Below are 14,694 nucleotides of genomic sequence, written 5' to 3' on the forward strand. Positions count from 1 at the left end.
ACCGCCGCCCGCCGTTGCGTCACACCGCCCGCCCCCATCCGCGCTCGACCGCATGGGCGACCGTCGCGCGCGCCAGCTCCTGCGTGCTGTCGACCAGCGCGAACGGTGCATCTGGCAACGCGCGCGCCGCGATCGGAATTTCCGTGCAGCCCATCACCGCCACGCCCACGTCCCGTCTTGCCAGTGCCTCGAGCGCGCGCGACAGGCATCGCACCGACGCAGCGATCTTCCCCGCCTTGACCGCCGCGATGCACGCGGCGATATCGCGCTGCGCGGCCACGCCCGGCATCACCGGCTCGAACCCGCGCGCACGCAGCGCCGTCTGGTAGAAGCCCGACACCAGCGTGCCGCCCGTGGCGAGCACAGCGACGCGCCGCACGCCTGCCGGCAACGCGGCCACCGACGCATCGACGATATGCAGAATCGGCGCCGCGCTGTGTTCGCGCAGCGGCGCATACCAGTGATGCGCCGAATTGCACGGAATCGCGATCACGTCGACGCCGCAGCGGTTCAGCAGCGCGATGCCGTCGAGCAGCGCCGGCAGCGGATCGGTCCCGCCGTCGATGATCGCGCGCGAGCGATCGGGCGTTCGCGTCAGGTTCGCGACGATCATCGGCAGGTGCTCCTGGTCGCAGCGCGCGCGTGTCAGGCAAATCACGCGATGCATGAAGTCGACCGTGGCCAGCGGCCCCATTCCGCCCAGTACGCCGACGAGTGCCATGACGCCTCCTTCACGCGCGCGGCGGCCGCGCGCAGATCGCGGATACGACGGCCGAGTTGCCGATCACCAGCAACAGCGTCCGAAATATTTCGCAGAACGGATCGATCGCCGCGAACAACACCAACGCGGCCTCGAACGGCAGGTGCAGCGCCGCGCACACCATGCCGGCGAGCGACACCGTCACGACGCCCGACGTGCCCGTCGACGCGAATCCGGCGAGCACCGACGCGACCAGCACGACGCAAAGCTCGCCGGGGCCGAGCGACCGTTCGTAGAGTTGTGCGACGAACATCGTCGCGCTCGCGTAATAAACCATCGGCCCGACGCGCAGCAGCGACACGGCAAGTGGAACGACCAACTCGACGCGCGCGCGGGCAAAGCCGAATCCGTCGGCCAGGCATTCGATCATGCTCGGCATGCACGCCACGCTGCTGCGCGTGGCGAGCGCCATCGCGAACGGCGTGCGCAACCCGGCGAGTGTCTCGGCCAGCGTCGCGCCCGAGCGCTTCCAGATCACGACGATCGAGGCCGCGATCAGCACGAGCGCGACGACGGCGAACGCGGCGACGAAGCGGACCATCGCCTCGAGCGGCCCGAATCCCGACGTGCCGATCTGTGCGGCGCCGCCGCAGAACAGCACGATCGGCGTCGGATACGCGAGCCAGTGCATGATCTTCTGGCACGTGAAATAGACGGTCTCCAGCGTCTGGCTCAGCGCCGCCGAGATGCTCGCCGGCACGCGTCCCGAAGCGAAGCCGAAGAACAGCGAGAACACCAGCGCCTTCAGTGTGTCGCCGCTCGCGAGCGCCGCGAAGAAGTTGCCGGGCACCAGCGCGATCAGCATGTCGGCAAGGCCCGACGACTTCTCCGCGGGATCGGTGCCGTACAGCGTCATCACGGTGTCGCTCGCCGCACCGTCGCTGCCGACCAGCGCGCCGAACGCCTTCAGCGTCGCGTTCGACAGATGCTCGCCCGGCCGCATCGCGACCAGAACGACCGCGCCGACCGCCACGACGAACACCGACGCGCAGCCGAAGATCGCGATCACGCGCATCACGAGATCCGACGCACTGCCATCGCGCAGCAGTCGCTGCAAGCTGAAGATCACGGCGGCCGTCATGAATGGCAGCGCCGTCATCTTCAGCAGGCCGACGTACACCTGGCCCACGTAGTCGAACTTCGGCGCGGCGGCCGGCCACAGCACGCCCGCCATGATCCCGAGCGCGAGGCTGCCGAACACCGTCAGCGGATGGATCGCGAGCGCATGCAGCCGCGCGATGCGGGGCATGATCCTGATGTTCTCGTCCATGTTCATGTCAGCGGCCCATCGCGTCGAGCAAGGATTTCACGTCGAGCCGCCTGCTGCGCTCGGCCAGGAACTGATTGACGAACGCGAGCAGCGTCGGCGTGGACACCGGCACGCCGACGGCAAGCGCGTCGGTGAGGTCGTCGAAGGTCGCGACGCGCAAGCGGATCGGCGCGGTCGGGTCTTCCTGCATCACGAGCTTGATCGCGAGTTCGTCGCGATACACGGCCGTGACCGCGCCGGCGTTCAGTGCGTCGAGCGTCGCCGGCCAGCTCGGGTAGGTACGCACCCGCGCAGCCGGGAAGTCGGTGCGCACGTATTCCGCGTAGGCCGACCCGGCGACGACGCCGATCGTGCCGCGGTAATCGCGCACGACTTCCGGCAGCGGGCGCCCTTTCGCGAGTTCCGCGAAGCTGACGCGATTGATCAGCAGCGCGCGCCGCAGGCTGATGTACGGCGTGCTGAAGCGGACCACCTGCGCACGCGGCAACGTGCGCGACAGCTTGCTGATCGCGACGTCGGCCTGCCCGGTCGCGATCAGCTGAACGACGTCGTCGAAGGTGCGCGCATCGCGGTCGAACTGCACGGACACGCCGAGCTTTTTCGCGAGTTCGTCGGCGAGATCGATGTCGACGCCCGCCAATGCGCCGTTGCGCGACATGAAGAACGGCGGCTGATCGACGCCTAGCACCGCGACGACGAGCGTGCCGCGCGTGACGATGCGGGCGAACTCGGGCGCGAGCAGCCGGCCGTCGGGCATCTGCACGAGCCCGGTCGACGTGGTGGCCGGCGTCGCCGTCGCGGCCGGCGTGGAGGCATCGAGGGCGAGCGCCGGCGCGGCGCACGACACGGTCACGAGTGCGCAGGCCGCACCGCGCAAGAGCCGATGCAGGCAGCGCCCCTCGGGAACGATCTCGCGGAACCATGCAGGCAGTGCACGGATCGCGCGTCCGGAAAAGAGATTCATGGCGGCAGTGGGACGGAGAGTGTCTGACGACCGCGCAACCGTTCGTGCCGAACGGGCGCCGGGCCCTTGCGCGGGGTGCGTCGCCGTCGCCCGGCGCCGCGCCCTCCCGCACGCCCAATGTGTCAGAAGCGCCGGCTGGCCGAAATCCGCCGGAAGGCCCGGCCCGGATGGCACGGGCCGACCGGACGGCCCGCCGCGACGGGGCCGGAAGCAGATAGAAATTCCCGATGCCGCGGATTAATACAAGCAATTTCACAAGCCAGGGGTGAACCCGGATACTGGCAACACTTCATCAACACCCAAGCAAAGGAACTCGCAAGATGCCGATCATCAACACCCAAATCAAACCGTTCAAGGCAACCGCATACCACAACGGCGATTTCGTGCCCGTGTCCGAAGAGAACTTCAAGGGCAAGTGGTCCGTCGTCGTGTTCTACCCGGCCGACTTCACGTTCGTCTGCCCGACCGAGCTGGGCGACCTCGCCGACCGCTACGCGGAATTCCAGAAGCTGGGTGTCGAAATCTACGGCGTGTCGACCGATACGCACTTCACGCACAAGGCATGGCATGACACGTCGGAGACGATCGGCAAGATCAAGTACCCGATGATCGGCGACCCGACGCTCACGCTGTCGCGCAACTTCGACGTGCTGATCGAGGAAGAAGGGATGGCGCTGCGCGGCACGTTCGTGATCAACCCGGAAGGCGAGATCAAGCTGTGCGAAATCCACGACAACGGCATCGGCCGCGACGCAGGCGAACTGCTGCGCAAGGTGCAGGCCGCGCAATACATCGCGGCACACCCGGGTGAAGTGTGCCCGGCCAAGTGGACGCCGGGTGCGGAGACGCTGACCCCGTCGCTCGACCTGATCGGCAAGATCTGACGATCGCGCCGCGCGCCTCGCACGAGGCGCGCGCGTCACGCGAATGCGGGCCGTTTCGTGCGGCCCGCGCCCTCCTCCGGCACGACGTGCCCGACCAGAATCATCAATACGGAATCCGAAACGCCATGCTCGACGCCAGTCTCAAGAACCAACTGAAGGCGTACCTCGAAAAGATCACGCGCCCGATCGAACTCGTCGCGTCGCTGGATGACAGCGCGAAATCGCAGGAACTGCTTGCGCTGCTGAACGAGATTGCGTCGCTGACGTCGCGCGTGACCGTAACCGAACGCCGCGACGATGCCGAGCGCAAGCCGTCGTTCTCGATCGGCGAACCCGGCAAGCCGGCCGGCATCCGCTTCGCCGGCATCCCGATGGGCCATGAATTCACGTCGCTCGTGCTCGCGCTGCTGCAGACGGGCGGCCATCAGCTCAAGCTCGACGACGACGTGATCGAACAGATCCGCGCGCTCGACGGCGACTACGCGTTCGAGACGTATTTCTCGCTGTCGTGCCAGAACTGCCCGGAAGTCGTGCAGGCGCTGAACGTGATGTCGCTGATCAACCCGCGCATTCGCCACGTCGCGATCGACGGCGCATTGTTCCAGAACGAGGTCGAAGCGCGCCAGATCATGGCCGTGCCGACGATGTTCCTGAATGGCGAATCGTTCGGCCAGGGCCGCAGCAGCGTGAAGGAAATCCTCGCGAAGCTCGATACGGGCGCGAGCGCCCGCGCCGCGAAGTCGCTCGAGAACAAGCCGGTGTTCGACACGCTGATCGTCGGTGGCGGCCCGGCCGGTGCGGCCGCCGCGATCTACTCGGCGCGCAAGGGCATCGCGACGGGCGTCGTCGCCGAGCGCTTCGGCGGCCAGGTGCTCGACACGATGGCGATCGAGAACTTCGTGTCGGTGCAGGAAACAGAGGGACCGAAGTTCGCCACGGCGCTCGAACAGCACGTGAAGCAGTACGACGTCGACATCATGGACGTGCAACGCGCCGACGCGCTGATCCCGGGCGACGTGCACCAGATCCGCCTCGCGAACGGCGCGGTGCTGAAGGCGAAGACGATCATTCTCGCGACCGGCGCGCGCTGGCGCGAAATCAACGTGCCGGGCGAGCGCGAATACCGCAACCGTGGCGTCGCATACTGCCCCCACTGCGACGGCCCGTTGTTCAAGGGCAAGCGCGTCGCGGTGGTCGGCGGCGGCAACTCGGGCGTCGAGGCCGCGATCGATCTGGCCGGCATCGTGAAGGAAGTCACGCTGATCGAATACGGCGCGCAACTGCGCGCGGACGAAGTGCTGCAGCGCAAGCTGCGCAGCCTGCCGAACGTGACGATCGTCACGCAGGCACAGACGACCGAGCTGACCGGCGACGGCAGCAAGCTGAACGGGCTCGTCTACAAGGATCTGCGTTCGGGTGAAACGAAGCGCGTCGATCTCGAAGGCGTGTTCGTGCAGATCGGCCTCGTGCCCAACACCGAATGGCTGAAAGGCACGATCGAACTGTCGAAGCATGGCGAGATCGTCGTCGATGCGCGCGGTGCGACGTCGGTGCCGGGCGTGTTTGCCGCCGGCGACGTGACGACGGTGCCGTTCAAGCAGATCGTGATCGCGGTGGGCGAAGGCGCGAAGGCATCGCTCGGCGCGTTCGATCACCTGATCCGGCAAGACGCGACGCCGGCTACCGCCGACGCGCCGCAGGCCGAAGAGGCGATCGCCGCGTAACGCGCGACGCACCGCACAGGTTCGTCTCTCTTGGCCCCGCATGCCCTGGTCGGCGTGCGGGGCCCTTTTTCATCCGGCGTCGAGCGGCGCTGCGCGAGCGCGGCCGCTCCGTTCTCACTGAGCCCCGCCGGGCCCGGCACTCGCCGGTGTAGTCGACTTCAAGCTGCTCGACTGCCTGACCAGTTGATCGGTCATCGCGGCGGCAACCGGATTCGCGCCCGTCGACGCGTGCTGTCGATCGGCGCTCGGCGTCGCCACGTATTGCGGCGGCGGCAACGACGGATCGAGCTTTGCCGATTCCCGCACGAGTGCGGCGGTTTCAGGCGTTTCGGATTTCATCGCGGGTGTCGCGGCCGCGTGCCGCTCGAGCCCGTCGCGCTTGCGCGCCGCGCGCTGCGTCGGCTGCTCCGCCTGCTGACTCGGCCGAGCCGCCTGCGTCGCCTGGACCGGCGGTGTCGATTGCACGGGTTGCGCCGCTTGTACCGGTGCCTTCGCCGGCTGAGCGGGCTGGGCTTTCGGCGGGGTCGCATCCTCCGGCTCGACGGTCACGACGTGGACGGTCGGCGGCGGCGCACTCGTCTTCGCCGGTGGCGCCGGCGCGGCGACGACCGGCGCGACGGCAGCGGATGCCGGCGCCGCGCTCGTGCGCGCAGAGGCCGCGGATGGCGGCCGTACGGCCGCTGGTTGCGGGACGGCCTCGTCCATATGCGCGGAAGGGACGGCGACCGCCGCAGGCGGCGCGATCGCGCCTTGCGCGGTGTGGCCGTCGTTCGCCGCCGTGACGGCGGCGGCAGGGGTCGCGGAGTCGCCGATGCCGGCCTCCGCGATCGCGCGGTGGTCCGCACGCAGGAGCATCACGTAGCCTGTGCCAGCCGCGGCAACCAGCAGGCCGCCGGCGATCATCAATGTCTTACGGGTACTAGTCATGCTTGCTCACCGATCTTATCGACGTGAACAAGCCATCATACGCGTGCGATCGCGGCTGATCCCGCACGAATACAATTGGTTTCATTGATGTCGACCCCAGAGCGGTGAGGCCTCGCAACACCGCGCTGCCCTATCGTCAGACGGTTCGACATCGCGAATCGCACACACGGGCACTTGAATGCACGATTGAGCCCGCCCGTGCGGTCGCCCGCGTCGTTGATGCGTTGCGCGCGGCGATTTTTCATCGGACGGCACGGGGGAAACTTCCTGCGCTGAAGTGCAGGCGGTGCGACGTGCGTCGGCAAGACGTCGCGAGGATGCCGCTCAGCCTGTGCCAACACGCCAAAAATCCCGTACAGACCGGCTTTTCGACGCAATCGGAACGCGCGCGCGGCAGGCCGCCGACGCACGCGCAAGCGGCGATTATTCCGGAAACGGTAGATCAGTTTGGCCGTCCGCGCGCATACCGAACGTGTTGAGCGTCATCGCCACGAGCGCGTAATAGCCGAGCAGCGCGACGAGGTTCACGACGGTCTCGTGGCCGAAACGCGCCTGCGCGCGCGCGAACGTCGCGTCGCTTACGCGCCGCGTGTCATACAGCTCGGTCGCGAACGCATGGATCAGCGCATCGTCGTCCGATTCGAACGCCGGCTCTACGCCACGGCGAATCGCGTCGGCCGTGGCGGCCGGCACACCGGCATCGAGCGCGATCGGATGGTGGATGTGCCACTCGGCCTGCGAGCGCCAGCGCGCGGCCGTCACGAGAATCGCGAGCTCCGACAGGCGCAACGGCAAACCCGTGCGATAGCGGCAGAACGCACCGAGCCGCTGCGCGTGCTGCGCGAGTTCGGGACTCGCGATCCAGCCGAGGAACGGCCCGTTCAGGTTGCCGCGCGGGCCGCTGAGAATGTCGGCGAGCACCGCCTTCTGCTCGTCGGTGGCCGATGCGGGATCGAAGGGAGGCAGTCTGTCGGTCATGGTGAGGATTGGGTGAGGTCGTGGTTCACGCGCCGGCCGATGCGAGCGCGGCATCGATCGCGCCGGACAGCCGTTCGACGATCGTGTCGATCTGCTGCGCGGTGCAGACGAACGGCGGTGCGATCAGGATGTGATCGCCGTGCACGCCGTCGATCGTACCGCCCATCGGATACACCATCAGGCCGCGCTGCATCGCCTCGCGCTTGACCGCCGCATGCAGCTTCAGCGCGGGATCGAACGTCGCCTTGCTGTCGCGATCGCGCACGAGCTCGACGCCGACGAACAGCCCGCGGCCGCGCACGTCGCCGACATGCGGATGCGCACCGTAATGCTCGCGCAGCGACGCACGCAGTTGCTCGCCGCGCACCTTCACGTTGTCGAGCAGCTTCTCCTCGGCGATCACGCGCTGCACCTCGAGCGCGGCCGCGCAGGCCGTTGCATGACCGAGATACGTGTGGCCGTGCTGGAAGAAACCCGATCCGTCGACGATCGTCCGGTAGATACGATCGCTCACCAGCGTCGCGCCGATCGGCTGGTACCCTGCGCCGAGCCCTTTCGCGATCGTCAGCAGGTCGGGCGCGACGCCATCTTCGTCGCACGCGAACAGGTATCCGGTGCGCCCCATCCCCGACATGATTTCGTCGAGGATCAACAGCACGCCGTACTTGTCGCACACCGCGCGAATCTTCTTCAGGTAGGTACGCACCGGCGGCACCGCGCCGGCCGTCGCGCCGACCACCGTTTCCGCGACGAATGCCGCGACGTTTTCCGCACCGAGTTCGACGATCTTCTGCTCCAGCTCGTCAGCCAGGCGCTGCGCATAGGCTTCGTCGGTTTCGCCCGCCTGCTGGTCGCGATACGCGTAGCACGGGCTCACGTGATGGGCTTCGATCAGCAGCGGCAGGAACGGCTCGCGCCGCCATGCGTTGCCGCCGATCGCGAGCGCGCCGAGCGTGTTGCCGTGATAGCTCTGGCGACGCGCGATGAAATGGCGACGCTGCGGCTCGCCCTTCTCGACGAAATACTGGCGCGCCAGCTTCAATGCGGCTTCGATCGCCTCGGATCCGCCCGACACGAAATACACGTGTTCGAGACCGGCCGGCGCGGCCTCGACGAGCCGGTCGGCCAACTCTTCCGCCACGTCGGTCGTGAAGAACGACGTATGCGCGTACGGCAGTTGCTGCACCTGCCGCTTGATCGCATCGATCACGCGCTGGTTGCTGTGGCCGAGACACGATACGGCCGCGCCGCCGCACGCGTCGATGTAGCGTTTGCCGGTCGAATCGATGATCTCGATGCCGTCGCCTGCGACGGCGACGGGCAAGGTGGCGCGTGGAGCGCGATGAAAAACGGTCGTCATGCGTTGCCTCATGAATCAGGACGCGCTGCGCGCGAGCGCGGGCGGCACGATGCGCGTCGCGAAGCGCTGCGTGCCGTGCTGGTGAATGGCGAAGTCGATCGCGGTGTCGCGAATCGCGAACACGGCGGTCGCCAGCGTGTTTTCATCGTCGGGGTCGGCCGGATCGTCGCGATAGATCGGTAGCCCTTCCGGTGCGCGGTCGCCGAGCACGCGCAGCAGCGCGGCTTCGTCGATCGCGTCGATGCCCGGCGTCAGCGCATCGACCCGCCGCTGACGATCACCGGACGATTGCGTGACGATCTGCGCTTCGTCCTCGCACCCCGGATGCACGAGATGATTCGCGTGACCAGCAAGACGCGCGACTTCGACGACCGAACAGCGCGCGACGCTCGCCTCGATGCTCAGGAGCCGCGTATCGCCAGTTGCGCCGAGCGTGTGGTGAAAGCCGCTTGCGCGCGCATGCGTGCGCAGCACGTCGGCGGCCGCATCGAGCGACGTCGCGTCGAGCACGGCGCGCGCGAGGATCATCCGCGGCACGCCGGGCGCCGGCGTGCGGATCCGCAGGTTGTTGATCGCCTGCGCGATGCCGGCGCGGTTCGCGGCGAACGTATGCCCGGGCAGCGAGCCCGGGTAATAGAAACTGATGAAGCCCGGCTTGCCCTGCGGCTGCACGTCGACCAGCAGACAGCGCTCGCGCAGGTATGGATCGCCGTCCTCGTTGTGCGCGATCCAGCGCGTGCCGTGCGCGTCGCGTCCGGCGAGCGTCGTGCAGCCGTCCGGCGCGTGATGGATCAGTTCGCCGCGGCAGTTCCACAGAAAGATGTCCTCGGCCGGCCAGCCGACGCCTGCCGCGATCCCGTCCAGCTCCGCGACGAGTTCCGGGTACGCGGCCAGCGCGGCCTGCCGCAGCGCGGCCACGAACGGATGGCTGCGCCAGCGGCGCACGGCCTGCCATGCGCTGCTCTGCTGCATGTACGCATCGAACACGGGGCGGGCAAGCTCGCCGAGGCGCACGCCGATGTCGAACGGCGCGCCGGCGATGACGGGAGACAGGGAAAGCGGCATGTCGGATGGTTCGGTTTCGTTCAGGACACGTGTTTCAGGAATTCCTTCAGGCGCGGCGTCGGCGGCCGGTCGATCAGGTCGACCGGATGGCCGTCCTCGGCGATGCCGCCCTGATCCATGAACAGCAACCGCGTGCCGACTCGCTTCGCGAAGCCGATCTCGTGCGTGACGACGATCATCGTCATCCCTTCGGTCGCGAGATCCTGCATCACTTTCAGCACTTCGTGGCGCAATTCCGGATCGAGCGCCGACGTCGGCTCGTCGAACAGCATCAGCCGCGGCCGGATCGCGAGCGCGCGTGCGATCGCGACGCGCTGCTGCTGGCCGCCCGACAGCTCCGACGGGTAATGATTCGCGCGCGATTCGAGGCCGACCTTGTCGAGCAGCGCCATCGCCTGGTCGCGCGCATCGGCACGCGATGCACCGCGCACCTGGATCGGCCCGAACATCACGTTCTCGAGCGCGGTCATCTGTGGAAACAGGTTGAACTGCTGGAACACCATGCCCGCTTCGAGCCGGATGTTGCGGATCGTCGTCGCGTTGCCGCGCACGCTCTGGCCGTCGACCAGGAGCTCGCCGCCGGTGATTTTCTCGAGCGCGTTGATACAGCGCAGCATCGTCGACTTGCCCGAGCCCGACGGACCGATCACGACGACCACCTCGCCCGCATCGATCTTCAGGTCGATATGCTTCAGCACCGGCACATGGCCGAAGCTCTTCGACACGTTCTGGAATTCGATCATGCTCATAAGATCCGCATCCTCTTTTCGACGAGCCGAAGCGTCAGCGTCATCGCGCCGGTCAGCAGCAGGTAGATGACAGCCACCGCGGTCCAGATCTCGACCGCCTGGAAATTGCCGGCAATGATTTCCTGCCCCTTGCGCGTCAATTCGCCGACGCCGATGACGATGAACAGCGACGTGTCCTTGAGGCTCACGATGCACTGGTTGCCGAGCGGCGGAATCAGGCGCCGGAACGCAAGCGGCCCGACCACCTTCAGCAGCACGCGCGGCATCGACAGGCCCATCGCGAGCCCCGCTTCCGTCAGCCCCTTCGGGATCGACAGCAGCGCGCCGCGCACCACTTCCGCGAGATACGCGCCCGAATTCACCGTGATCGCGATGATCGCGGCCGTCAGGCCGTCGATCCGGATATGCGCGAGCAGCGGCAACGCGAAGTACAGGAACATCACCTGCACGACGATCGGCGTGCCGCGGATCAGTTCAATATAAACCTGTGCGAGCACGTTCATCGCCTTCGGTCCGTATGCGCGGAACATGCCCGCGATCATCCCGACGACGAATCCGCCCACCAGCCCGAAAAATGCGATGAACACCGTCAACCGGACCCCGTCCATCAGGTCCGGCAACGCCGCCCAGATCGCAGACCAATCGAAATTCACGTGTCGCTCCCCGTCCGATTCAAGACCGGCGCGGCCACCCGGCCGCGCCATGCTGTGCCGTCACGCTCACATCTTCGGCGGCTCGGCGCCGAACCACTTCTTGTAGATCTGCGCGTAGCGGCCGTCGGCCCGGATCTTCACGAGCGACGCGTTGACCTTCGGCACGAGCGCGCTACCCTTCGGGAAACCGATCCCGTACTTGTCGCCGCTGACCGGCTGGCCCGCGACCTTCACCTTGCCCTTGCCCTCGTTGTTCACGAAGAACAGCACGTTCGGCGTGTCGTGCATCGCCGCGTCGACGCGGCCGGCCTCGAGCGCGAGGTACGCCTGGTCGATGTTCGGGAACTGGCGGATCTCCTTCGGCTTCAGGTGCGCCTTGATCCAGTCGATCGTCGCGGTGCCCGTCTTCGCGGCGATCACCTTGCCGTTCAGGTCGTCGATCGACTTGATCGTCGTGTTGTCGGTCTGCACCATCGCTGCCAGGCCGCTGTCGTAGTACGGCGCGGAGAAGTCGATCGCCTTCTTCCGCTCTTCCTTGATGGTCATCCCCGACAGCGCGACGTCGATGTTCTGGGTCTGCAGCGCCGGGATCAGGCCGGCGAAATCCATCGGCTGGATCGTGTATTTCCAGCCTTGGTCCTTTGCGATCTCCGCCCACAAGTCGAGATCGAAGCCGACGTACTTGTCGCCCTGCTTGAACTCGAACGGCATGAACGACGTATCGGTCCCGACGACGAGCGTCTTGGTATCCGCGTGCGCGATGCTGGCGCCGAGCGCGGCAACCACCGCGACGGCTTTCAGGAAGGAACGGCGACTCATGACTTTTCTCCGCATGGTTGAGCGATGTGACCGGCCGGCTGGCCGGGGAACGACGACATCAAGCCGCACCGCAACATGCGATGTTGAATTAAACCGTAGTGCAACAAGTGTTGTCAACACGGATACTACGACAACAAAAAAATACTCAACAGAAAAATGCATTGAGAGAAACCCGAGCCGGACGGACGGGATCGATCGGAGGAAAGGCGTGCGCGGACGGGCGTGCGGCAGCTGCGGCGGGAATGTGCTGCGGGATTGCGCCGCGCGGCGAGGGGGCAATGGCGTGGAAGCGGGGAACGTGTGGGGCGGCCGTCACCGCGGCGCGTGGACGTGTCGCCGTGCCGGCTCGCGCGCGACGACAACGATGGTGTGCGCCGCCGCATGATCGGACGGGCGCACGCCCGGTCATTCGGCGCGACCGGAAGGCCCCATGCGCACCGACACCGCGGCGATCGTGATGCCGGCCACCGCCGGCGAGGCTCAACGAACGGCGTGCACCGCGAGCGACACCGGCTCCTTCTCGAGCGCGCGCAGGCGCCGCGACGGCCAACCCGCCGCTCCAGCTCGAGAAGATCGTTGCGCCCGCATCCAACTACAGTCACGCGCGCGGCGCGGGCGGTGCGTAGCGAGCCCGCGCGCCAGGCCCGCGCGGGCGCCCCCGTTCATCCTCTCGTCACGGCGCGGCAAAGAACAGCGCGACGACGCAGGCCATCCCCGCGAACCACACGAGCGAGCGCAGCGACGCCCAGTTCAGCAGGTACATCAGCGCATAGACGACGCGAATCGCGACGAACCCCATCGCGAGCTGGTCGACGTGATGCGCATTCGCGCCGTTGTGCCATGCGACGACCAATGCGGCCGTAAACAGCGCCAGCGCTTCCCAGGCATTCTGGTGCGCGGCCTGCGCCCGCGCGCGCCAGCCTTCGAGCCTCGCCAGGTACTCGCGCGGCGCGTGGTTGTCGTAGCCTTTGCGGGCCTTGGCCAGGAACGTCATCGGGAACGGCAACAGCGCCACGATGAACAGGCAAATCTGGGACGTCGTCATCAAAGTCTCCTCCTTTATGATTACATTGATCAATGACAGGGTCGCGCAGAGCTTAGCATTGCGTCGAGCTGTTCGCGCACCGGTTTTCTAGACGGGAGTCTCGGCAAGGCAGCCTGCCGAACGCTGTGGCGGCAAGGATCCGGCGCAACAATTTCCACCAAATCGCCGATAAAAACGTTAATTAAAACTGGTCGAACACCAATAAGATAGCGCTCAACACTGGCTCGGCGTGTTGCCGCGCCAGCCTGCTTACCCGCGCCGCGCCGCCGCGCGCGCCGAACGACTTTCGACCCGAGCCCGCCCATGCCCCGTCCCATCGTCGCCCATATCCGTCCCGACGCCGTCCGCCACAACCTCGACTTCATCCGCCGCACCGCCGCGCAATCGCGCGTGTGGGCCGTGGTCAAGGCCAACGCATACGGTCACGGGATCGAGCGGATCTATCCGGGCCTCGCGGCTGCCGACGGCATCGCGCTGCTCGATCTCGACGAAGCCGTGCGCGTGCGGGAGCTCGGCTGGGACAAGCCAGTGCTGCTGCTCGAAGGGATCTTCGAGCCGGCCGACGTCGAACTGGCCGATCGCCACCGGCTGACGGTGGCCGTGCACTGCGACGCGCAGCTCGACCTGCTGATTGCCGCGAAGCCGCGGCAGCCAATCGACATCCAGCTGAAGATGAACTCCGGGATGAACCGCCTCGGCTACCGGCCCGACGCATTCCGCGCCGCGTGGGAACGCGCGGCGGCCGCGCCGTCGATCGGCAAGATCACGCTGATGATGCATTTCGCGAACGCCGACGAAGGCGAAGTCGACTGGCAGCTCGAGCAGTTCGATGCGGCCACGGCAGGGATTCCGGGCGAGCGCTCGACATCGAATTCGGCGGCCGTGCTGTGGCATCCGCGTGCGCATCGCGACTGGGTGCGGCCCGGCACGATCCTGTACGGCGCGTCGCCGACCGGCGCGGCGCGGCACATCGCCGACACGCCGCTGATGGCCGCGATGACGCTGACGAGCAAGATCATCGGTGTGCAGACGATCGCGCCGGAGGAAACGGTCGGTTACGGCCGTCGCTTCAAGGCAGACCAGCCGATACGGATCGGCGTCGTCGCATGCGGCTACGCGGACGGCTATCCGCGCCACGCGCCGACCGGCACACCGATCGCGGTGGACGGCGTGATGACGCGCGTCGTCGGCCGCGTGTCGATGGACATGCTGACCGTCGACCTGACGCCGTGCCCGAACGCGGGCATCGGCTCGAGCGTCGAGCTGTGGGGCGATCAGGTGAAGGTCGACGACGTCGCGGAAGCCAGCGGCACGATCGGCTACGAGCTGATGTGCGCACTCGCGCTCCGTGTGCCGGTCGTGACCGTGCCGCCCGGCGCGTCGGCGGTGCAGCCGGTGCTACACACGGGCAGCTACGGGCGTTGATCGACGCCGATGCCGCGGCGCACTAGCGCGCCGCCGCGCATGCCGCTTCACTTGCGGGCCGCCTCGGGCGG

14 protein-coding genes are annotated in these 14,694 nt (G+C 67.2%); 3 read left to right on the forward strand and 11 right to left on the reverse strand.

Annotated elements, in window-relative coordinates; translation table 11 throughout:
• Positions 1-19 precede the first annotated feature (19 nt).
• The 3 genes from DIE11_RS27015 to DIE11_RS27025 are packed head-to-tail and all read right to left on the reverse strand — an operon-like array spanning position 20 to position 2,994.
• Entirely contained in the window at positions 20-721 is a 702-nt protein-coding gene (locus DIE11_RS27015) for an aspartate/glutamate racemase family protein (protein WP_124628294.1), read from the reverse strand.
• A 10-nt stretch (positions 722-731) separates the two neighbouring features.
• On the reverse strand, positions 732-2,036 hold the full coding sequence (locus tag DIE11_RS27020) for a dicarboxylate/amino acid:cation symporter (RefSeq protein ID WP_124628296.1): 1,305 nt from the start codon (positions 2,034-2,036) through the stop codon (positions 732-734).
• 1 nt (position 2,037) lies between these two features.
• Positions 2,038-2,994 (reverse strand): ABC transporter substrate-binding protein, encoded by a 957-nt coding sequence (locus tag DIE11_RS27025; RefSeq protein ID WP_124628298.1) that lies wholly within the window; start codon positions 2,992-2,994, stop codon positions 2,038-2,040.
• Between the two features lie 320 nt (positions 2,995-3,314).
• On the opposite strand from DIE11_RS27025, the gene ahpC reads away from it, so the two are divergent.
• Positions 3,315-3,878, forward strand: a complete 564-nt coding sequence (gene ahpC, locus DIE11_RS27030) for an alkyl hydroperoxide reductase subunit C (protein ID WP_059607791.1) — start codon at positions 3,315-3,317, stop codon at positions 3,876-3,878.
• 125 nt (positions 3,879-4,003) lie between these two features.
• On the forward strand, positions 4,004-5,602 hold the full coding sequence (gene ahpF / locus DIE11_RS27035; protein WP_124628300.1) for an alkyl hydroperoxide reductase subunit F: 1,599 nt from the start codon (positions 4,004-4,006) through the stop codon (positions 5,600-5,602).
• A 114-nt stretch (positions 5,603-5,716) separates the two neighbouring features.
• Here ahpF and DIE11_RS27040 read toward each other — a convergent pair whose 3' ends face one another.
• The 8 genes from DIE11_RS27040 to DIE11_RS27075 form a co-directional block, all read right to left on the reverse strand.
• Entirely contained in the window at positions 5,717-6,529 is an 813-nt protein-coding gene (locus tag DIE11_RS27040; RefSeq protein WP_124628302.1) for an extensin, read from the reverse strand.
• 423 nt (positions 6,530-6,952) lie between these two features.
• Positions 6,953-7,507, reverse strand: coding sequence for a carboxymuconolactone decarboxylase family protein (locus DIE11_RS27045; RefSeq protein ID WP_059679148.1), 555 nt, complete (start codon positions 7,505-7,507; stop codon positions 6,953-6,955).
• A 25-nt stretch (positions 7,508-7,532) separates the two neighbouring features.
• Positions 7,533-8,867 (reverse strand): aspartate aminotransferase family protein, encoded by a 1,335-nt coding sequence (locus DIE11_RS27050; protein ID WP_124628304.1) that lies wholly within the window; start codon positions 8,865-8,867, stop codon positions 7,533-7,535.
• Between the two features lie 15 nt (positions 8,868-8,882).
• A complete protein-coding gene (locus tag DIE11_RS27055; RefSeq protein WP_124628306.1) occupies positions 8,883-9,932 on the reverse strand; it encodes a C45 family peptidase in 1,050 nt (349 codons plus the stop codon).
• Between the two features lie 20 nt (positions 9,933-9,952).
• The gene (glnQ, locus tag DIE11_RS27060; RefSeq protein ID WP_059237091.1) at positions 9,953-10,681 is read right to left on the reverse strand and encodes a glutamine ABC transporter ATP-binding protein GlnQ; all 729 of its coding nucleotides are present in this window, start codon (positions 10,679-10,681) and stop codon (positions 9,953-9,955) included.
• Complete coding sequence (gene glnP, locus DIE11_RS27065; RefSeq protein ID WP_174919890.1) at positions 10,678-11,385, reverse strand: glutamine ABC transporter permease GlnP; 708 nt, start codon at positions 11,383-11,385, stop codon at positions 10,678-10,680. Before glnP ends, glnQ begins: the two co-directional genes overlap by 4 nt.
• A gap of 15 nt (positions 11,386-11,400) precedes the next feature.
• Positions 11,401-12,153: a glutamine ABC transporter substrate-binding protein GlnH gene (gene glnH / locus DIE11_RS27070; RefSeq protein ID WP_059507215.1), complete on the reverse strand. Its 753-nt coding sequence runs from the start codon at positions 12,151-12,153 to the stop codon at positions 11,401-11,403.
• Between the two features lie 673 nt (positions 12,154-12,826).
• Entirely contained in the window at positions 12,827-13,198 is a 372-nt protein-coding gene (locus tag DIE11_RS27075; protein WP_059607783.1) for an MAPEG family protein, read from the reverse strand.
• Positions 13,199-13,501: 303 nt separating this feature from the next.
• Between DIE11_RS27075 and alr the strand changes: the two genes are divergently transcribed.
• On the forward strand, positions 13,502-14,623 hold the full coding sequence (gene alr / locus DIE11_RS27085) for an alanine racemase (RefSeq protein ID WP_124628310.1): 1,122 nt from the start codon (positions 13,502-13,504) through the stop codon (positions 14,621-14,623).
• The last annotated feature ends 71 nt before the right edge of the window (positions 14,624-14,694 follow it).

This window comes from Burkholderia sp. Bp9012, from assembly GCF_003853825.1.
GTDB classification, from domain to species: domain Bacteria; phylum Pseudomonadota; class Gammaproteobacteria; order Burkholderiales; family Burkholderiaceae; genus Burkholderia; species Burkholderia diffusa.

Bases quoted from the DNA above. Each gene is read 5' to 3' on its own strand.
- ahpC (WP_059607791.1), top strand. From the start codon at position 3,315: ATGCCGATCATCAACACCCAAATCAAACCGTTCAAGGCAACCGCATAC.
- DIE11_RS27015 (WP_124628294.1), bottom strand. From the start codon at position 721: ATGGCACTCGTCGGCGTACTGGGCGGAATGGGGCCGCTGGCCACGGTC.
- DIE11_RS27045 (WP_059679148.1), bottom strand. From the start codon at position 7,507: ATGACCGACAGACTGCCTCCCTTCGATCCCGCATCGGCCACCGACGAG.
- DIE11_RS27040 (WP_124628302.1), bottom strand. From the start codon at position 6,529: ATGACTAGTACCCGTAAGACATTGATGATCGCCGGCGGCCTGCTGGTT.
- glnH (WP_059507215.1), bottom strand. From the start codon at position 12,153: ATGAGTCGCCGTTCCTTCCTGAAAGCCGTCGCGGTGGTTGCCGCGCTC.
- ahpF (WP_124628300.1), top strand. From the start codon at position 4,004: ATGCTCGACGCCAGTCTCAAGAACCAACTGAAGGCGTACCTCGAAAAG.
- DIE11_RS27075 (WP_059607783.1), bottom strand. From the start codon at position 13,198: ATGACGACGTCCCAGATTTGCCTGTTCATCGTGGCGCTGTTGCCGTTC.
- alr (WP_124628310.1), top strand. From the start codon at position 13,502: ATGCCCCGTCCCATCGTCGCCCATATCCGTCCCGACGCCGTCCGCCAC.
- DIE11_RS27025 (WP_124628298.1), bottom strand. From the start codon at position 2,994: ATGAATCTCTTTTCCGGACGCGCGATCCGTGCACTGCCTGCATGGTTC.
- DIE11_RS27055 (WP_124628306.1), bottom strand. From the start codon at position 9,932: ATGCCGCTTTCCCTGTCTCCCGTCATCGCCGGCGCGCCGTTCGACATC.
- DIE11_RS27020 (WP_124628296.1), bottom strand. From the start codon at position 2,036: ATGAACATGGACGAGAACATCAGGATCATGCCCCGCATCGCGCGGCTG.
- DIE11_RS27050 (WP_124628304.1), bottom strand. From the start codon at position 8,867: ATGACGACCGTTTTTCATCGCGCTCCACGCGCCACCTTGCCCGTCGCC.
- glnP (WP_174919890.1), bottom strand. From the start codon at position 11,385: ATGGCGCGGCCGGGTGGCCGCGCCGGTCTTGAATCGGACGGGGAGCGA.
- glnQ (WP_059237091.1), bottom strand. From the start codon at position 10,681: ATGAGCATGATCGAATTCCAGAACGTGTCGAAGAGCTTCGGCCATGTG.